This window comes from Butyrivibrio sp. XB500-5 (assembly GCF_003625505.1).
Taxonomy (GTDB): domain Bacteria; phylum Bacillota; class Clostridia; order Lachnospirales; family Lachnospiraceae; genus Butyrivibrio.
This window is the reverse complement of the sequence record NZ_RAIS01000001.1, coordinates 93,759-112,547: the sequence shown is the minus strand read 5'-3', so window position 1 is coordinate 112,547 and position 18,789 is coordinate 93,759. Positions and strand designations below refer to the sequence as shown.

The 18,789-nt window shown below is 40.2% G+C and carries 18 protein-coding genes; 16 read left to right on the top strand and 2 right to left on the bottom strand.

Translation table 11 applies throughout. From position 1 onward, the window contains the following. Positions 1-5: 5 nt before the first annotated feature. From D6856_RS00515 to D6856_RS00485, 7 genes are all read left to right on the top strand, one after another. Positions 6-2,285: a glycoside hydrolase family 65 protein gene (locus tag D6856_RS00515; protein ID WP_120685305.1), complete on the top strand. Its 2,280-nt coding sequence runs from the start codon at positions 6-8 to the stop codon at positions 2,283-2,285. Between the two features lie 12 nt (positions 2,286-2,297). Beyond that, positions 2,298-2,954 carry a beta-phosphoglucomutase gene (gene pgmB, locus D6856_RS00510; protein ID WP_120685304.1) on the top strand — a complete coding sequence of 219 codons (657 nt, stop codon included), beginning with the start codon at positions 2,298-2,300 and terminating at the stop codon, positions 2,952-2,954. 127 nt (positions 2,955-3,081) lie between these two features. After that, on the top strand, positions 3,082-3,837 hold the full coding sequence (locus D6856_RS00505; RefSeq protein WP_120685303.1) for a hypothetical protein: 756 nt from the start codon (positions 3,082-3,084) through the stop codon (positions 3,835-3,837). A gap of 18 nt (positions 3,838-3,855) precedes the next feature. Next, complete coding sequence (locus tag D6856_RS00500; protein ID WP_120685302.1) at positions 3,856-4,233, top strand: hypothetical protein; 378 nt, start codon at positions 3,856-3,858, stop codon at positions 4,231-4,233. A gap of 37 nt (positions 4,234-4,270) precedes the next feature. After that, positions 4,271-4,447, top strand: a complete 177-nt coding sequence (locus D6856_RS00495; protein WP_120685301.1) for a homocysteine S-methyltransferase family protein — start codon at positions 4,271-4,273, stop codon at positions 4,445-4,447. A 46-nt stretch (positions 4,448-4,493) separates the two neighbouring features. Further along, a complete protein-coding gene (gene rsmH, locus D6856_RS00490; RefSeq protein WP_120685300.1) occupies positions 4,494-5,594 on the top strand; it encodes a 16S rRNA (cytosine(1402)-N(4))-methyltransferase RsmH in 1,101 nt (366 codons plus the stop codon). 31 nt (positions 5,595-5,625) lie between these two features. Then, positions 5,626-6,513, top strand: a complete 888-nt coding sequence (locus D6856_RS00485; RefSeq protein WP_120685299.1) for a hypothetical protein — start codon at positions 5,626-5,628, stop codon at positions 6,511-6,513. A gap of 7 nt (positions 6,514-6,520) precedes the next feature. Here D6856_RS00485 and D6856_RS00480 read toward each other — a convergent pair whose 3' ends face one another. Both D6856_RS00480 and D6856_RS00475 read right to left on the bottom strand, forming a co-directional pair. After that, complete coding sequence (locus tag D6856_RS00480) at positions 6,521-7,831, bottom strand: MFS transporter (RefSeq protein WP_120685298.1); 1,311 nt, start codon at positions 7,829-7,831, stop codon at positions 6,521-6,523. A 1-nt stretch (position 7,832) separates the two neighbouring features. Next, on the bottom strand, positions 7,833-8,897 hold the full coding sequence (locus D6856_RS00475; RefSeq protein ID WP_120685297.1) for a helix-turn-helix domain-containing protein: 1,065 nt from the start codon (positions 8,895-8,897) through the stop codon (positions 7,833-7,835). A 210-nt stretch (positions 8,898-9,107) separates the two neighbouring features. Here D6856_RS00475 and D6856_RS00470 point away from each other — a divergent pair, with 210 nt between their 5' ends. From D6856_RS00470 to D6856_RS00430, 9 genes are all read left to right on the top strand, one after another. Continuing rightward, positions 9,108-9,467: an ArsR/SmtB family transcription factor gene (locus D6856_RS00470; RefSeq protein WP_120685296.1), complete on the top strand. Its 360-nt coding sequence runs from the start codon at positions 9,108-9,110 to the stop codon at positions 9,465-9,467. A 20-nt stretch (positions 9,468-9,487) separates the two neighbouring features. Beyond that, entirely contained in the window at positions 9,488-9,703 is a 216-nt protein-coding gene (locus tag D6856_RS00465) for a cation transporter (protein WP_092249940.1), read from the top strand. A gap of 66 nt (positions 9,704-9,769) precedes the next feature. Further along, entirely contained in the window at positions 9,770-11,665 is a 1,896-nt protein-coding gene (locus tag D6856_RS00460; protein WP_120685295.1) for a heavy metal translocating P-type ATPase, read from the top strand. Between the two features lie 40 nt (positions 11,666-11,705). Next, complete coding sequence (locus tag D6856_RS00455; protein ID WP_120685294.1) at positions 11,706-13,637, top strand: serine hydrolase domain-containing protein; 1,932 nt, start codon at positions 11,706-11,708, stop codon at positions 13,635-13,637. A gap of 22 nt (positions 13,638-13,659) precedes the next feature. After that, the gene (locus D6856_RS00450; RefSeq protein WP_092249949.1) at positions 13,660-14,490 is read left to right on the top strand and encodes a purine-nucleoside phosphorylase; all 831 of its coding nucleotides are present in this window, start codon (positions 13,660-13,662) and stop codon (positions 14,488-14,490) included. Between the two features lie 42 nt (positions 14,491-14,532). Beyond that, complete coding sequence (locus tag D6856_RS00445; RefSeq protein ID WP_120685293.1) at positions 14,533-16,230, top strand: MutS-related protein; 1,698 nt, start codon at positions 14,533-14,535, stop codon at positions 16,228-16,230. After that, positions 16,230-16,718 (top strand): ribonuclease HI, encoded by a 489-nt coding sequence (gene rnhA / locus D6856_RS00440; RefSeq protein WP_092249956.1) that lies wholly within the window; start codon positions 16,230-16,232, stop codon positions 16,716-16,718. Before D6856_RS00445 ends, rnhA begins: the two co-directional genes overlap by 1 nt. Continuing rightward, positions 16,715-17,311: a metallophosphoesterase gene (locus D6856_RS00435; RefSeq protein ID WP_120685292.1), complete on the top strand. Its 597-nt coding sequence runs from the start codon at positions 16,715-16,717 to the stop codon at positions 17,309-17,311. Before rnhA ends, D6856_RS00435 begins: the two co-directional genes overlap by 4 nt. 96 nt (positions 17,312-17,407) lie before the next feature. Continuing rightward, positions 17,408-18,721: a transglutaminase domain-containing protein gene (locus tag D6856_RS00430; RefSeq protein ID WP_120685291.1), complete on the top strand. Its 1,314-nt coding sequence runs from the start codon at positions 17,408-17,410 to the stop codon at positions 18,719-18,721. The last annotated feature ends 68 nt before the right edge of the window (positions 18,722-18,789 follow it).

Genomic DNA, 18,789 nt, shown 5'->3' with positions numbered 1-18,789 from the left:
GTTTTATGGGAAAGACATTTCAAAAGAATATCAAGGCGCTATCGAAAAAGGATAGCTTTCTTTACGAGACTCTTTTTCATAACGCCAACGGATATATCGGAGTCAGAGGAACGCTCGAAGAAGGCGTTCCCGCTGATTACAACACGATGAGAGGAACTTATATCAATGGTTTCTATGACATCGTTGACATGAAGCAGGCTGAGAATCTCTGCAATTTTATCGAGAAAAAAGAAACTATGCTGAACATTGCGGATACTCAGACCGTTTACCTTTCCGTTAACGGCGAGTCTTTTAACATGGCGCAGGGAACAATCGTTAAGTGTAAAAGAACTCTCGATATGGACAGAGGATTCACCAAAAGAGATGTAGTCTGGAAATCTCCAAAGGGAGATAAAGTCGAGATCAGCATTAAGAGAATGACTTCGTTTGAGGAGCTGTCTCTTTTTACCATCGAATATCAAGTTACCGCGCTTTCCGGAAACGTAAGTCTTATGTTCTCATCCAAGCACATCCCTGAGGTTTCCAATTACAGCGATCCGACGGATCCCAGACTTGCGGCTGAGAGTCCTAAGTTTATAAGTGTTGTTGACGACGGAATAAGTGATGGGATAAGCTATGCGCTTTGCGAGACCTCAAGAAGCAAGCTCAAATGCTGTTCTGTTGTAGGTCATGAGATCACCGATAAAAAGGCTAGGCTCTGCACTGCAAAAGGCGAAGACGGTGCAATGACCTGCGATGTCATGAGTGATCTTAAAAAGGGCGAGAGCGTAACACTTATTAAGTATTCGATCTTTACGGACTCTCTTAGATGCGATGAGCCTTTGACAGCAGCAAAAGAGAAAATGAAGAAGGTACTAGGAAACGGTCTTGATTATTATTACAAGAAACAGGCTGAGTATCTTGAGAATTTCTGGGGTGGTTCAATGCTTGAGATACACAACGATCCCAAGATGAACGAGGCGGTAAATTTCAATATGTATGAGCTTCTTTGTTCGTCCGCGAAGGATAGCTTTGGAAACATTGCTGCAAAGGGACTTAGCGGTGAAGGCTACGAGGGGCATTATTTCTGGGACAGCGAGATGTTTGTGATCCCGTTCTTTGTTCTTACGGATCCTTATCTTGCAAAGATGCTTATTTCCTACAGATACAGGACTTTGGAAAAGGCAAAAGAAAATGCGAAGTTACTTGGACATAAGAAGGGAGCTCTTTTTCCTTGGAGAACTATAACGGGTGTTGAGTGTTCAGGTTATTTCCCTTCCGGAACCGCGCAGTATCACATTGTTGGAGACATTGCATATGCGATAGTAAATTATTATCTTTCGACGGGTGATCTTGAATTTATCAAGGAATGCGGCGCAGAGATCCTTATTGAGACTGCAAGGCTCTGGCTTGATGTCGGAAATTATGTAAATGACACCTTTAGGATAAATGACGTATCAGGCCCCGATGAATATACGTGTATGGTCAACAACAACTATTACACGAATCGAGTTGCTAAGTATAACCTGATCTGGGCGGTCAAGTTCTTTGAAAAGTTAGAAGAGTTTAATATGGCAAAAGAGCTTTCTTCAAAGCTTAAATTTTCGAAGAACGAGCTCGATGAAATGAAAGAAGCCGCAGAGAAGATGTATTTCCCTAAGATCGGAAAGGATGGAGTTATCCCTCAGGATGATTCCTTCTTTGATAAGCCGGTATGGAACCTTAAAGCGACGCCAAAGGATAAGTTTCCGCTTCTTTTAAATTATCATCCGTTACATCTGTACAGATATCAGGTTTGTAAGCAGGCCGATACGGTTATGGCGTTCTTTCTTTTTCCTGATGCGGTTGAGAAGAATACGCAAAAAAAGAGCTTTGAATATTATGAGAAGATCACGACGCATGATTCGTCTTTATCAAAGTGTGCTTTTAGTATAGTCGCATCAAAGCTTGGAATGCAGGATAAGGCATATAAGTATTTTGGAAATTCTGCGGAGTTTGATATTAGAGATCTTCACGATAATACTTCTTACGGGATTCATACCGCAAATATGGGCGGTTCGTTTATGGCTGTGGTTTACGGCTTTGCGGGATTGGCCATCACCGAAAAGGGAATATCGATAGCGCCTTTTGTTCCGGGGAAATGGTCCGGTTACAGCTTTAAGATCAGATTTATGGGAAGCAGAATACGCATCGATGTTACCAAAGAAGAAGTGTCTGTGGTCTTAGAAGAGGGAGAGGCTTTTGCCATGAAGATCTATGGCAAAAAGACAAAGATCACTAAGAAAAAAACTGTTGTAAAAGTATGAGGTTTATTTGGTATGTTAAAAGCTGTTGTTTTTGATCTTGACGGAGTTATTACCGACTCCGCCGAGTATCATTATGAGGCGTGGAGTATAATTGCGAAGGAGCTTGGGATCTCATTTGATAAGGATTACAACGAGAAGTTAAAAGGTGTATCCAGAATGGAATCTCTTAATCTGATCCTGGACAACGGTCCCGGAAGGTATTCGATGTCCGAAGATAAGAAAAATGAGATTGCGACTAAGAAAAATGAGATCTATAAGGAGCTTATAAAAAAGATAACTCCGGACGATCTGCTTCCGGGAATCCTTCCTAGTTTGAAAGCTTTAAGAGAAAAAGGAATTAAGGTCGCACTTGCAAGCGTCAGTAAAAATGCACCTTTTATAATCAATAGACTTGGTGTAAAAGATTATTTTGATTATATAGCGGATGCAGCAAAGATTGAGAGAAGTAAGCCTTTTCCTGATATCTTCCTTGATTGCATAAATTCTTTGGGAGTTGCTCCCAATGATGCGATCGGAGTTGAAGATGCCGAAGCCGGAATCGCAGCGATCAAAGCCGCCGGAATGAAAGCTGTCGGAGTCGGAAGCTCCGCGCAGATGCATGAAGCAGATGTGATCCTTGGAAGTACGTCAGAGCTTTCGATGGAAGTGTTTGAAAAGTTGATATCATGAATTTGAACATAAAAATTGAGTAGAGAAGGATCGGATGAAAATCCGATCCTTTTTCTATGTACGGTGTTGAGCGGCTTAGCTATCGCTGATATACTAACAATGATGCTTATAAATACGGGAAGGGGTAATGCGTGACAACGCAAGTGATTTTTCTATGAATAAGTTTAAATTTAACAAAAAACCAATGTTAATAATTGGTGTAGTAGCCGTTATCTTAGTGATGCTTGTTGCTATTATTCTTCACACATGTAAGCCGGGGAAAGCTAATGTCGAAGAAACTGAGCAAGAGGCTCAAGAGTCAGCTATTGATAAAACAGATGAGAGTGAAGTTGGCATATCTCAAGATGCTGAAACCGAAGATTCTAAAGATGCCGGTAATAAAACAGACACCGAGGAAGAAGTGCTTGGAGAATTTATGTTCGCCACGAATGAATCCGGTGATCTATATGATGAATTTCTGGCAGGAAAAGGCACGATTAGCTTTTCAAATTATATAAAGGATACAAATAAAGCTACATACTCATGGAATGATGGTGGATTGATTAATCTTTTGCCAAAACAGGATGTCACACTTGAGCAATTGGTAAAGGAAATCAATGATGCTTTTGCGCCATCTGATGAGGAACATGAGAGAAATATCAAAGTTGAGTCGGTAAGCTATTCGTTTATTGACTGCGGTATGGATGGAGATCGCGAGCTTGTATTAAGTATAGATTGTACAACCACACCTTTTTATGATTCTAAAATGGTGATAAAAGACATTGATAGTAGGTTGCAGGTAGTTTTTGCATGCTATTGTCAGGGCGAGCGTTGGGATGTTGATCTTAACGAGTATGGAGGTGTTAGAAACTCGGGAGTCCCTGGAAATGCTGCGTGTATGTAGTATGATGCTTATTATTTTATGGATAATACCGGTGAGATAAAGCCGATTTATGACATTGAAGCGGTACGTAGAGATGGGCTCGGTGAGGCAATGCCATCACTGCAGGAGCTTGATGAAAAATACGTTGTTACCGAATACTCATTAAGCTATGATACCCAAAAGTATCACACATTTGGTTTCTATAATCCTGATAAAGACATTGATGAGGATCCTGACATTCCTAATCTTAAAGAATCTATCGACAAATGTTTTGCAACCGAATCTTTATCCATTGATGAGTTTGATAAGATGAAAAAGAAGAGGTTAGAAGAAGTTGGTGTATCCGAAGAAGTAGTTGATGACGAGGAGTTCGAGAAGTTAGAATACACTCAGATTTATATAGATAAAGCAAAGTGATTTATATTTATGTATTATTGATTTTTTTATAGGCTATATGGTCGGATGTAAGGGCGATGCATACACGGCGGAAGGATGCCTTAGCAGAGAACAATCATCCGAATTTCATAGATGGGAGCTTGATGCGGCCTTAAAAGAAAACATTGATTTTGTCTACGCCGCGCTTATGCCAAGTCTTGATGAAGCGCTTGGAATAGCTGATATTATTTACTGAGGGCATTGTCGCGATAATATAATTACGCATTATGAAAGGTTATAGAATGGAAGAGAAGCAGCACAAACGAAGGGTACATTATTCAGGTAAATACCCAAAGAAGTTTGAAGAAAAATATAAAGAACACAATCCTGAGAAGTATGCGGATACCGTTGCGCGAGTAATCTCCAAAGGATCTACTCCTGCGGGAATGCATATTTCCATTATGGTAAAAGAAATACTTGATGTGTTAAAAATAAAGCCGGGAGAGCAGGGGCTAGACTGTACGCTCGGATACGGCGGTCATGCACGTAAGATGCTTGAGCAGCTTGTAGGTGAATCAAAGGAAAACACCGGTAGTGAAGCTTGCACCACGTCAGGAGGAGACCATGGCAAAGGCTGCATCTACGGTCTTGATGTTGATCCAATTGAATCCGAAAAGACAGTAAAACGCCTTAGGGATGCTGGATTTTCTGAGGATGTCTTTAAGTTCAGACTTACCAATTTTGCCAATATAGATAAAGTCGCAGATGAAGTCGGTAAATTTGATTTTGTACTTGCGGACCTTGGTGTATCTTCGATGCAGATAGACGATCCGAGCCGCGGCTTTTCTTATAAGATTGACGGACCACTTGATCTTAGGCTTGATCCGACAAAAGGAGATTCTGCAGCCGAGCGCCTTCATAATATCACAAGAGATGAGTTTGTAGGCATGATGATAGAAAACTCGGACGAACCCTATGCGGAAGAGATTGCGGATAAGGTATTTAATCTGATGAAAAAAGGCGATCCGATGGACAGTACAACTTCGCTTCGTAAAGCTATAGAAGATGCGATGTGGAAGGTTCCCAAAGAAGAAAAGAAAGATGCTATAAAAAAGAGCTGTGCAAGAGTTTTTCAGGCTCTTAGAATTGACGTTAACAGCGAATTCGAAGTGCTGTATACATTTCTTGAAAAGCTCCCAACAATTCTTAATACCGGAGCGAGAGTTGCAATTCTAACATTTCATTCGGGAGAGGACAGACTTGTAAAGAAGGCGTTCAAGGAGGGACTGAAAGCCGGGCTATACAGTGATATATCATCCGATGTGATTAGACCCTCTGCTGAGGAATGCAGAGTTAATCCAAGAAGTAAATCGACGAAGCTTAGATGGGCAATCAAGGCATAAATAATAAGTGAAGGAAAGAGAACGACCTACAATGACAGAACTACTGGATAAATGCGGAATAAGTTTTAATAAATTAGAGACAAAAGACGGGTATTTTATTATTGATAAATCTATTGAAGATATCTGTAAAGACGCCGGAGTCGATCATGAAAGATTTGATTATATTGGTTTAGATGATTGGTATATCACAGGTTTAAAAATAAATGACGGAAGTATTGTTTATTCGATGATAAAAGTAAGAGAACCGATGGATGAACAGAAGAGTAAAGCTACTGCCGTTGTCTTTAATTCAATAGATCTTAGTTTTTTTATAAAGATAATATCCGATTCTAAAGACGGAAAAGAAATAGATGAAGAAATTTCCGCTTCCGCTATGGATCAGATCAATAAAATGATCCATGCAGAAAAGTTTTACAGATGTAACGATAAAGCCATATTAAAATATTTCTGCGATTCTAAGAGCGATGGAAGTTATCTGATCGCAGATTTTGCTATTGATAAAGTTGCTCATGATGATGTCTTTAAAAACGGCGCCGCATATAAACTACCTTTTAAGTACAAAGAGTTTGATGAGTACGGCGGTAAGAAGACGCTTGAGTATCTTTCTACTGTCGGCGTTTATAACAAAAAAGATCACACCATGACGATCAAGGATCCGGATCATCTGACAGAAGATGAAAAGACAGCTCTTTTGCTTATTCAGACAGGGGATAAGGATAAGTATGCTTATGCTGCGGAGAATCAGTTTCATGCAAGAGCATACAGTAATCCGCTGTTTTTTCCATGGAGAGACAGGGCTATCAAATCAGATGCAGGTGTCGGAGAATCAGGCGGATTGCCATATGAAAAGCTCTTTAAAGAGGGCGGAATATTCGGTATAGATTACAACGAACAGTATAGAGCGCATAAGCCCAAATAATGTGCTCTTAGAATTCGTTTATATCTTTGTTTTTTATCAAGAACAGGGCTGTTAATGTAAAACCCACGGAACAGAACATCAATAAAGATGCACTTCCCATATACTTTAGGATCAAACCTGCAAGCACGCTTGCGATAGGGACCATTCCCTGAGCACCTATTGACGTGATGCTGCTGACTTTTCCCATCATGTTTTTATCTACCATGCGCATGAGAGCGGTAGTAGTCGGTATGTTTACGCATGCGATCAAAGTTCCGAGTATTATTCCGATAAGGCATAAAACAGCCAAAAACGCATTAAGCGAAACACCTGTTTTTACAAGTGCGATATAACTCACAGTCATTGAAAGCATTACGATTGCGATCACGCATATTCTGTGTGCTGTTTTCTTTCCGCATTTTTCATCATGAAATCTTGTGCTTAATACAGCGGCGCCTACAAACGAACTAAGTCCGTAGCACAGATTAAATGCAGATGACCACATCTCAGGCTTTAAAAAACTGTCAAACAGATACGAAGGAGCGTAGGCAACATCGGTTTTGATGAAATAAGGAATTAAGTTATTCATGACCGGTGCGAAAAAGAAATTGATAAACAGCATAGCTACAAGTAATACTGTGATTCCCTTCTTCGTTCTTATGTAATCAAATCCCGTCTTCATATCCTTTAAAGCGATATTTACTGTGATCTTTTCTTTAATAACTTCTTTTTTATATTTTATGAACATCTCGGATTCACCCGATATCACATAGCAAAGTCCTACTATAAAGAACAGTATGTGAATGGGGAGTATTGAATACAATATTCCTGCAAGGACGATTCCGATGATACCTTCAAAAGCGGTTTTCATGGCATTGTATGAGTTGGCTTGCTGAAGCTGTTCTTCCTTTACGATAATAGGTAAAAGAGATTCAGCAGACGGAACGAAGATTCCGCTTATTACATTTCCTATCATTCCAAGAACAAAAAGAATTGCAACGTGAGCACCGGCATTTTTAAAAATAAGCATCAAAACAGTAGCAATGATTATTGTTGCCCCTCTTAAGTAGTCGCAGATATACATTATGCGAGCTTTGTTGTATCTATCGCTGAAAACGCCTCCAAAAGGAGTTGCAACAAGCATGGACAGTCCGCTGACCGCCAGATACAATCCTTGAATAAATGCATTGTTTCCTGTTATTTCCAAGATATAGAATCCGACCGCAAAGTTATAAAGGACAAAGCCAAGCTCTGATACAAGCGCGCCCAGAAATGCAAGGAAAAAGTTTTTATTATGAAATACATTTTCTTTATTTGTACTTATTACTGCCGGTTCCAAATTAAATTAACTCCTTACATTTTATGATGAGATCATCGTCATCAAGTTTGGTGAAAATCTTTAGAATAGATTCGGTTGCGGTGACTCCGAAAACATCATATACGATAATATCTTCATCGTTTTCTATGAAACGCGCCGAATTCATGCTGTATTCCGGATTTGAATCAAATCGCTTAGCCATTTCGATTGCTTCCTTAAATGTTTGTTCAGATTCTTTTTTCTTACCGGATTTCTTTTGAACATAAGAAAGAGTGGCAAGAAGTTCTGAGTGTATCTTATCAAGTGAATTGAATCCTTCATCAGACTTTAAGCCTTTTATCAAAATGATAGCGTAGTTATTTATATCTATCGCTTTTTTCCATTCTTTTTTATGACAGAAATAGAAGATAAATCCTACGATTGAAGTAGTCATTCCGGAAAAAGCTCTTGCAAGACCTTGTGAAAGATAAGAAACGGCTTCATCTTTATTATCTGTAAAAAAGGCTATGTAGGAACCTATAACGCTGCTAAACATACCTGAGGCGTTATATTTTTTCAGAATTTCAAGTCCTTTATCGGTCTCACCAAGCATGAAAAGGATATTAGCCATGTGTCCTCTTATCGTAGCTTCGCTTATGTTTGGATCTTTGTTTTGAGGAAGCAATAAGATCACTTTATCGTAAAGATCGAGTGATTTACGCATCATTGCGCAGTCGCGTCTGGTTATACCATAGTATCCATATGTTTCTGCACCGATATTAAGGACCTCAAATGAATTGGGATATTTAACCAAGGCTTTGTCCACTTCGGTAATAGCTTCGTTATCAAAAGACATACAGAGCTTGTTTATGTTTTTTATGATATGATCGACACGATTATTTTTCATCTTATAACCAAGAAGAACATCTACCGATGTATCGAAAAGATCAGCCATTTCAACTATAAGAGAAAGTTCGGGAGTGGAGAGCCCCGATTCCCATTTGTACACGGCGCCAACTGTAACACCGAGAGCTTCGGCGAGTTTTTCCTGGGTCATTTTTCTTTCTTTTCTAAAGCTTTTTATGTTTTCAGCAAGATTCAGTTTCATGAGCGTTTCCTCCTATAAATCAGTTTCAGGTCAATAAGATTATATATTTTGAAGATCTATATAAACAGATACCGGTAATACGAGTTGTATTAAAAATATTATACCAACAGTATGGGTTGTTTTTATAATTATTTTATTGACAAAATAAAGAAGTGGTTTTAATATAAACATATGAACAGTTATTCATATGTTTAAATGAAAGGGAAAGAAATGGCTTTAAATGATGTAGAACACTGCGAATTACATGATGTTCATTTAGATCTGGTTAGTAGGATCAATAAAGAAATGCCTTCAGAAGATGAGCTTTACGATCTTGCGGAGCTTTTTAAGGTATTCGGCGATTCAACAAGGATCAGGATATTGTTTGCTTTGTTTGAATCCGAGATGTGTGTGTGCGATATTGCCGAGACTCTCAAGATGACTCAGTCGGCTATTTCACATCAGCTCAAGATACTTAAGCAGAGTAAGCTTGTCGGAAACAGACGTGAAGGTAAATCAATTATCTATTTTCTTGCCGATGATCACGTGCGTACCATTATCGATCAGGGCATAAATCATATAAATGAATAAATAGTGAAAGGATAAAGATTATGAAGAAGACATTTAAGTGTGAAGTAGATTGTGCAAACTGTGCAGCAAAGATGGAGGATGCGGTTAAAAAGGTTGAAGGTGTTATAAATGCCAGAGTTAATTTCATGACTCAGAAGTTTTCTCTTGAAGCCAATGATGATGTTTTTGATTCCGTATTTGAAAAGGCTGTAGCAGCCTGCAAGAAGGTTGAGCCCGACTGCGAGATCGAGGCTTGATATAAAAATCGGGGAGTGATGTTTGAGGAGACTTAAACTTCATTCCCTTTTTTAGAGGTAAACATTATGACGAAGAAACAAAAGAAAATGAGAAACAGAATACTGGTTGTTCTTTCGGTATTCTTTGTACTTTTGATCTTGGAAAAAACAGGAATGCTTGATAATGTTCCGCTACTTTTGAAGATTATCATCTTCCTTATCCCATATATTGCAATAGGTTACGATGTTATCAAAAAAGCTGCGATAAACATCAGGCACGGACAGGTTTTTGATGAGAATTTCCTGATGATGATCGCAACATTCGGGGCATTCGGAATCGGCGAGTATCTTGAGGCACTTGCGGTTATGCTCTTTTACCAGATAGGAGAGCTCTTCCAGGGTGTTGCCGTAGGAAAGTCTCGTCAGGCGATCACCGATATGATGAGCATTGCTCCCGAATATGCCAATATCATCGGTGAGGACGGACAGGTAAGGGAAGCCGATCCCGAGGACGTTAGTGTCGGAGATATCCTTCTTATCAGAGCCGGTGAAAAGATACCTGTAGACGGCGTTGTTGTGGAAGGTGAGTCTTTCATAGATACTGCGGCTCTTACAGGAGAATCCGTTCCCAGAAGAGCTTCTGAAGGAAGCGAAGTAATAAGCGGTTGTCTTAACGGTGAGGGAGTTCTTAAGATCAGAGCAACTAAGGCATATGAGGACAGTACGGTTGCCAAGATCCTTGAGCTTGTAGAAAATGCGAGCGACAAGAAATCAAGGATGGAGAATTTCATCACGAGATTTGCAAGATACTATACTCCCGTAGTTACGATAGGTGCGGTTCTTCTTGCTTTATTGCCGCCGCTTTTCGGTCAGCTCTCTTTTGCCGATTCGATTAAAAGAGCTTGTATATTCCTTATAGTTTCATGCCCTTGCGCACTTGTTATCTCGGTTCCTCTCGGATTCTTCGGTGGAATCGGAGCTTCATCCAAGATCGGTGTGCTTGTTAAGGGAAGCAATTTCCTTGAGGCTGCCGCAGGAATAACAAGAATTGTTTTTGATAAGACCGGAACGCTTACAAAGGGCGAGTTTGCTGTAACAGAAGTAAATGTAGATACAGGCGCCGGAATAAGCGAGAATGAGCTTGTGACGATGGCAGCTGCAGGTGAAGCAAGCTCCAATCATCCGATAGCTCTTTCAATTATGAATCATTACAAGAAGGTTAGCGGAGACACAGACGTTGACAGATCTCTTTTGTCCGATGCAAAAGAAATAGCGGGGCACGGAATATCTGTTAATTACAAGGGAAAAGAGCTTCTTGTCGGAAATCAAAAGCTTCTAAATGAAAACAAGATTTCTTTTACCGAATCTGACAGTGCGGGAACCGTTGTATATGTTGCTTATGACGGCAAGTACATGGGCTGCGTTGTTATCTCTGACATCATAAAAGACGGCGTTAAGGATGCTCTTAAAGCGATGAAGTCTGCCGGAGTAAAGAAGACCGTTATGCTTACTGGTGACAGACAAAAAGCTGCTCTTTATGTTGCTAATGAGATAGGAATTGATGATGCTCTGTACGAGCTTCTTCCTGCCGATAAGGTTGACAGGGTTGAAAAAATGCTTTTGGAAGGCGATAATGGTAGTAAGCTTGCGTTTGTAGGTGACGGAATCAATGACGCGCCTGTTCTTATGAGAGCAGATGTCGGAATTGCTATGGGTTCACTTGGAAGCGATGCCGCCATTGAAGCTGCGGATATCGTCATTATGGACGATGACATTTCCAAGATTCCCACTGTTATCAGGATTGCACGCAAGACTCTTAGAATAGTAAAAGAGAATATTACTTTTGCTCTTGTGGTAAAGGCTGCCATTCTTATTCTCGGAGCGCTTGGACTTACTACCATGTGGCTTGCGGTATTCGGTGATGTGGGTGTTGCGGTGATCGCAATTCTTAACTCCATGAGAGCACTTAAGATTGATAAATAAAGTAAATCTTTTTTGTGCTTGTCGGAGGAAATAAAATAATATGGCAAAAGCAGGACTGGACGTTGGAGAACTTCTCTTAAAGATCGTAACCGGTGAGACCGGCGAGATCAGCAAAGTTGACTATGCTCCTCAGAAACCGGATTTTATCGAGAATCCGGCTTTTGTGGATGAGACACCTTTGGAGAGGAGTTTACCTGAAGAGGAAGGCGTCGGTTCTGCTTTTTTTACGTCTCTTATAAGGCGCCTTTCCGAAAATAAAGATTGTAAGATGCATAAGGTTATGTTTCTTCGTCACGGAAAGGTTATAGCCGAGAGTTCTTTTACTCCGTATGCTCTTGATATGTGGCATGTCTCTTATTCAATGTGTAAGAGCATAGTATCGATGGCTATCGGAATTCTTGTATCAGAAGGGAAACTCACCGTTGAAGATAAGTTAAGCGATATCTTCAGTTCGAGGATGAATCCTTTCGCATTTCGCAAAAAGACTATCAAGGTTAAGCATCTTTTGAATATGTCGAGCGGAGTTGATTTTAACGAAGCCGGTGCGCTTAGCGGAAATGACTGGAGAAAGGGCTTTCTTGAAGCAGGTTCCAAATTTGAGCCCGGAACACAGTTTGAATACAACAGCATGAATACTTACATGCTTTCCGCGATAGTTACCGAGATTACGGGGCAATCATTGTTTCAGTTCTGCAGAGAGAGAATCTTTATCCCGATGGGTATTAAAAGAATTTTCTGGGAGAGTTGTCCGCAGAATATCACCAAAGGCGGATGGGGACTCTTTATCCGTACGGAAGATATGGCTAAGTTCGGTCAACTTTATCTGCAGAACGGTAAGTGGAACGGAGTACAGCTTATTCCCGAGGAATGGGTAAAAGAATCTGTTTCTCATCAGATTGAGACAGGAAAAGACGATAATGAGCACTACGGATATCAACTTTGGATAAATGATGACAGACCGGGCTCTTATGCATTTAACGGAATGCTTGGACAGAACGTTTTTGTTTATCCCGATATCGATATGATCGTAGTTACAAACGCGGGAAACGCAGATCTTTTCCAGACTTCGCCCATGGCGATTATGATAAGAAACAGCATGAAAGAAATTGAAGTTTTTGATCATGCTTTGGAAAAAGATTTTAAGGCAGAGTCTGAGTTGCATGCTCTTTGCAAGTCACTTAGCGGAGAGACAAGCTCTTTTCCCACAATAAAGGCAGGCGGATGGAAGAAACGTACGGTTGCGATGACAAGCGGAAGGACCAAAAGAAAGGTCGCTGAGTTTGAGTCTAAGAGAGCTAGCTTTAAAGCATCCGTTGCGTCTTATAATGTCCGAAATGAGAATATGCTTATTGCGACCTGGCTTCATAAGCTAAACGGCAAAGTATATGAGCTTGAAAATAAAACCTTTGGTATTTTTCCTATCTTGATGCAGGTTGTGCACAACAATTTTACCGACGGAATATCTAAGATTGGATTCAGACTTTTTGACAGCAATTTCTTTTTTATAGATATATATGAGGGAACGCAGATCTACAGCTTAAGATGCGGCTTTGGCGGGAAAAGATATGTAAATACCATAAACATGCACGGCGAAAATTATAAGGTATCCATGACCTCTTTTTGCACGACGGATGAGTACAACAGGCTTGTTATCCGTAATGAGATAAGCTTTCTTGAAGAAGCTTGCGTGCGCACTTTTAATATTCATTTTGAAGACAGTGCTTACGACAGAGAGGACAAAAAGGGCACGTTTATCCATCCTTCCGTTCCTACGGGTATCGAAATCAGATTAAATGAAACGCCGGGCTGGGATATTTTGGTCGATGGGATGAATAACATAGCACCTGAAGGACTTGGCGGCATGCATGGTATGATCTTTAACAGGATAATAAAAGGCGGTGTTAAGGACGTATTGCTTGAAGCTATAAAGAATTCGATACAGCCCGTAATACATGGTATACTGATTAAGTAATTTCAAAAAGGAGGCTTATTTTATGGCAAATAAGTTATATGATAAATTGGTCGCATGCAAAAATGCAGTGAGAGAAAAGACATCTTTTGAACCCGATGTTGCGCTTATCCTTGGCTCGGGCCTTGGAAACTATGCCGAGAACATTAAGGTTGAGACAGAGATTGAATATAAAGACATTCCGGGATTTCCCGTTTCAACGGTTCCCGGTCACGCAGGAAAGTTTATTTTCGGATATGTGGGCGATGTAAAAGTTGTCTGCATGAAGGGAAGAGTTCATTTTTATGAAGGATATGACATCAGTGATGTTGTTCTTCCCGTCAGACTTATGGGTATGCTCGGAGCAAAAATACTTTTCCTTACAAACGCATCAGGCGGACTCGGAGAAGGCTTCAGAGCAGGTGATCTTATGCTTATTACGGATCATATTTCATGCTTTGCACCCAATCCGCTTATCGGACCTAATCTTGATGAGCTCGGACCAAGATTCCCCGATATGTCCGAGATTTATAAAAAAGATCTTCAGGCTGTCATCAAAGAAGCTGCAAAGGAGAACGGTATCACTCTTAAAGAAGGCGTATATTGCCAGTTTACAGGCCCTTCATTTGAGTCACCTGCAGAGATACAGCTTCTTGCTAAGCTCGGAGTTTCAGCTGTCGGAATGAGTACCGTTAACGAAGCAATCGCTGCCAATCATATGGGACTTAGGGTTTGCGGCGTTTCCTGCATTGCAAACCAGGCATCGGGATTATCGGATACTCCTTTGTCACATGAAGAAGTTCAGGAGGCTGCAGATAAGGCTGCGCCTTTGTTTACCAAGCTTGTTACCGAGTCTATCAAGAAATTTAAGGCTTGATCATATTATTAAGAGACTAAAAATAAAAGGAACAGAGTTTACATGGAATCATTTACACTTTTGGTAGTCCTTGTTGGATTCGTCTTTGTTGCATATTTACTTGGAGTAAGAGACAGTATAGTCTCTGAAAAAAAGCTGACCGCATGGCTTAAAGAAAATTACGGTAACGCCCCTATGCGCAAGTATAAGGATTATGAGCTTGATCATATTAGGGGTTATTATGAAAATCATACAGAAGAATTTCAGATCGACGATATCACCTGGAACGATCTTAATATGGACGGTGTCTTTGCCAGGATGAATTATTGCCTGTCCGCTACGGGTGAAGAGTATCTATATTACATGCTCAGAACGCCACAGACCGGCGATGATTGCGAGTCTGTTTTCGATGACATGGAAAAAAAGATTTCTTTCTTTTCGGAAAACGGCGAAGCGCGTCTTAAGTATCAGCTTATTTTTAATAAGATTGGAAGAAAATCAAGGTATTCAATTTACGATTATCTGAAAGTTCTTGATAACAACATCGATTTCAGCAATAAGCGTCATTATCTGATGATCGTATTGATATTGCTTTCCATCGTCCTTTGCTTCTTTAAATTCGGACTTGGAATTATTCTTTTGCTTGCACTTACTGTGGGAAATATTGTCATGTATTTTGGGCAAAAGAACACTATAGAGCCTTATCTTGAGACCTACAGATATGTTCTTAAAGCGATCAATTCGGTAGCTCTTTTTTCTAAGAATAATTATCCCGAGCTTTCGGATGATATAGAGAAGCTTAAGAGTGCCGCCGATGAGCTTAAAGGTTTCGGACGAGGATCTTATATTTTGATGTCTCCGACCAGAATGAATTCTTCTGCGAATCTGACAGATCTTTTTCTTGACTATATCAGGATGTGGACGCATGTTGACATTATTAAATTCAACAAGATGTACAAGCTTATCCTGGAAAAGAGAAATGAGATGGATACCATTCTTACCATTCTCGGAAGATTGGATGCACTTATCAGTGTTGCATGTTTTAGAGCTTCTTTGCAAGGATGCGTATCTGTACCTGAGTTTACGACTGACGCTGATGGAATAAGATACAGTGCAAAAGAACTTATTCATCCCCTTATAGAGACACCCGTTCCAAACAGCATTAATACCGATAAGGGGCTGCTTATAACAGGCTCCAATGCTTCGGGTAAGTCAACTTTCCTTAAGACGGCCGCGATTAATGCCATTCTTTCGCAGAGCGTACATACAGCGATGGCAACGAGCTATAAGGCTCCTCTTTATAGGATATATTCCTCTATGGCTCTTAACGACAATATCCTTGAAGGCGACAGTTATTATATCGTTGAGATCAAGTCTATGAAGAGAATCATTGATGCTTCCAAGACTACGGGCGCGCCGGTTCTTTGTTTTGTTGATGAGGTACTGAGGGGAACCAATACGGTCGAGAGGATCGCTGCTTCCACTGAGATACTTAAATCTTTCGCGGACAGCGGAGTTCTTTGTTTTGCAGCGACGCATGATATTGAGCTGACAGCTCTTTTGAATAAGGATTTTAATCTATATCATTTTGAGGGAAATGTAACCGATAATGATGTTCATTTTGATTATATGATAAAAGAAGGCGCTGCGATCAATCGTAACGCTATTAGGCTTCTCGGTGTTCTTGCTTACGATAGCGGAATCGTCGACAGGGCGCAGAAGCTTGCTGATAAATTTACCGAAACAGGAGTATGGGCATAATGCTTGTAGAGATATTTACAGACGGTGCGGCAAGGGGAAACCCGGAGGGACCCGGAGGATACGGCGTTGTAATGCGCTACGTTGATGCCAAAGGTCAAGAACATATCAAGGAATTAAGCGCCGGATACGATAAGACTACCAACAACAGAATGGAGCTTATGGGTGCGATAGTGGGTCTCGAGAGCCTTAACAGGCCTTGCGATGTGATGCTTTATTCCGATTCTCAGTATGTTATCAAGGCATTTAATGACAAGTGGCTTGAAGGCTGGATACAAAGAGGTTGGAAAACAGCAGGGAAACAGCCGGTTAAGAATGTCGAACTTTGGAAGAGACTTCTTATGGCAGCCGAGCCTCATAATATTAAATGGAACTGGGTCAAGGGACACGCGGGACACCCTGAAAACGAAAGATGCGATGAGCTTGCAACATCTGCGGCTGACGCTGATGAAACAACATTACTTCATGATGATGGCGGTGATCTCAGATGATCTATTATATTGCGGATTGCCATTTTTTTCATAATGCACTTAATGAAAAGATGGATAAGCGCGGCTTTAAGAGCTGCGAAGAAATGAATGAGTATATGATCCGAAAGTGGAATGACAAGGTTACGAGAGCAGATACCGTTGTTATTCTCGGAGATCTTTCTCTTGGTAAGGTTGATGAGACCAACGAGCTTGTCAACAAACTTAAAGGTAAGCTTTGTCTGATCACAGGTAATCATGATAAATACGTTAATTCTCCGGATTTTGACAGAGACAGATTTGAATGGATAGATAATTATAGGGTTATCACTGATTCACAGAAAAAGGTTGTATGTTGCCATTATCCGATTCCTTTTTATGACGGGCAATATAGGAAAAGACATAACGGCGATCCGAAGACATATATGTTATACGGCCATGTCCATGATACAAGGGACGAGGTCCTTATGAAAAAGATAATAGAAATGATCGGAAGTACTCCGTATTATCCGATAGGAAGTGAGCATGAGAGTACGATTCCGTGTAATATGATCAATTGCTTTTGTATGAGATCGGATTACACGCCGCTTACTCTTTCTGAATGGATTAAATTATAATTTCACAGTTGTTAAATTTAATGTAATGTGTTAGACTGTCAAATAAGTAGTATTATTACTACTTATTTTTTTGCTTATAAACGGAAGGAGACTAACATGTTAATTTTGGTGCTGATTTTGGCACTTGTTTTTGGGGCAGTTCCCGAATCTGCTATATCCGAGCTGGGTTCGACACGGAACGAAAACAGTGCTTATGAGCAGACGCAGTACGATGCGGGATCCGATACCGAATCTGAATCGGAAACCGGATCGGAGACGGAAACGGAAACTTATGCAGAAACCGACTATGAAACATATGACAATGAGTATTCAGGTAATACCGGAACCCGGTTCTTTTATGAAATTGAGGAATACGAAGATAATCAAGATTATGAAGAATACCGGGATAATCAGAACTATGTAGAATATGAGAATAATCAGCAGGAACAGAATTATGAGGAAAATGCTTATCAGTTTAGTCCTAAGACGGGTTATGAATTTGGGCAGAATGTTGTAGACGGAAGATATGTATTTAATTCTCATGTATGTTCGGACAGAGACGTTCAGATGCTTGGGGAAGATAAACGCGAAGCACTATTTAATCTTGTTGATGCACTCATGGCAGGTAACGACACTTTTGAATGTCCCAACAAAGAGGCTTTAAAGTGGGCGACAAGGAAACAGTTTATAGATTATTTCTTCCCGCCGGCAAGTAATTGTATCAAGCCTGTCAGTTACAATGACGGTGTTGCTCAAATAGAATATCTGATTCCCGTGGATGAATTTCTAAACAGAGTAAATGAATTCCAATATCAGATAGAAGATGTATTAAATACAACTGTCAGACCTGAGTATTCGGACTTTGAAAAAGCACTTCTTTTGTATGATTACGTAAGTCAAAATTATACTTATGACTACGATGCTCTTGGCCTTGAGGATAGAAGCGGATTAAATCCCTATAGGGCGTTTGAAGCGAAAACTGGCATTTGTCTGGAGCTTAGCGGTTTGTATTCTTATCTGCTCTTGCAATGCGGAATACAGGCTGATTTTATGCGAGGCGGCGAGGGAATCGTAATTGAAACCGATAGGATCGGGCATCAGTGGAGCTTTGCCAGAATAAACGGTATCGATTATCATATCGATCCGACATACTCTTTACATAAACCGGATAAAGCCGATGACCACACAAGGCTTAATTTCTTCCTTATGTCTGATGATGCAAGACAGAAGAGGGGCAAATTCGATCCGGCCTACTACAAAATGAATGCAATAAAAGAAGATGTGAATGACAATTCTATGTATAAGGCTACAGATGAGAGATATGAAGAGCTTTGGCATGGATATTTTGTCGATCTGGATACGGAAAATAATATTGTTTATTATTGCGAATACAAAACAAACGAGGTCAGAGAGTTTTATTATGATGACTAATTGCAAATAAATGATTTCACAAAAAATAAACTATTGTTAATTCGCATGTAATATGTTATAATTCATCT

Bases quoted from the DNA above. Each gene is read 5' to 3' on its own strand.
- D6856_RS00435 (WP_120685292.1), top strand. From the start codon at position 16,715: ATGATCTATTATATTGCGGATTGCCATTTTTTTCATAATGCACTTAAT.
- D6856_RS00430 (WP_120685291.1), top strand. From the start codon at position 17,408: ATGTTAATTTTGGTGCTGATTTTGGCACTTGTTTTTGGGGCAGTTCCC.
- D6856_RS00450 (WP_092249949.1), top strand. From the start codon at position 13,660: ATGGCAAATAAGTTATATGATAAATTGGTCGCATGCAAAAATGCAGTG.
- D6856_RS00455 (WP_120685294.1), top strand. From the start codon at position 11,706: ATGGCAAAAGCAGGACTGGACGTTGGAGAACTTCTCTTAAAGATCGTA.
- pgmB (WP_120685304.1), top strand. From the start codon at position 2,298: ATGTTAAAAGCTGTTGTTTTTGATCTTGACGGAGTTATTACCGACTCC.
- D6856_RS00495 (WP_120685301.1), top strand. From the start codon at position 4,271: ATGGTCGGATGTAAGGGCGATGCATACACGGCGGAAGGATGCCTTAGC.
- rsmH (WP_120685300.1), top strand. From the start codon at position 4,494: ATGGAAGAGAAGCAGCACAAACGAAGGGTACATTATTCAGGTAAATAC.
- D6856_RS00460 (WP_120685295.1), top strand. From the start codon at position 9,770: ATGACGAAGAAACAAAAGAAAATGAGAAACAGAATACTGGTTGTTCTT.
- D6856_RS00475 (WP_120685297.1), bottom strand. From the start codon at position 8,897: ATGAAACTGAATCTTGCTGAAAACATAAAAAGCTTTAGAAAAGAAAGA.
- D6856_RS00515 (WP_120685305.1), top strand. From the start codon at position 6: ATGGGAAAGACATTTCAAAAGAATATCAAGGCGCTATCGAAAAAGGAT.
- rnhA (WP_092249956.1), top strand. From the start codon at position 16,230: ATGCTTGTAGAGATATTTACAGACGGTGCGGCAAGGGGAAACCCGGAG.
- D6856_RS00465 (WP_092249940.1), top strand. From the start codon at position 9,488: ATGAAGAAGACATTTAAGTGTGAAGTAGATTGTGCAAACTGTGCAGCA.
- D6856_RS00505 (WP_120685303.1), top strand. From the start codon at position 3,082: ATGCGTGACAACGCAAGTGATTTTTCTATGAATAAGTTTAAATTTAAC.
- D6856_RS00470 (WP_120685296.1), top strand. From the start codon at position 9,108: ATGGCTTTAAATGATGTAGAACACTGCGAATTACATGATGTTCATTTA.
- D6856_RS00485 (WP_120685299.1), top strand. From the start codon at position 5,626: ATGACAGAACTACTGGATAAATGCGGAATAAGTTTTAATAAATTAGAG.
- D6856_RS00500 (WP_120685302.1), top strand. From the start codon at position 3,856: ATGGATAATACCGGTGAGATAAAGCCGATTTATGACATTGAAGCGGTA.
- D6856_RS00445 (WP_120685293.1), top strand. From the start codon at position 14,533: ATGGAATCATTTACACTTTTGGTAGTCCTTGTTGGATTCGTCTTTGTT.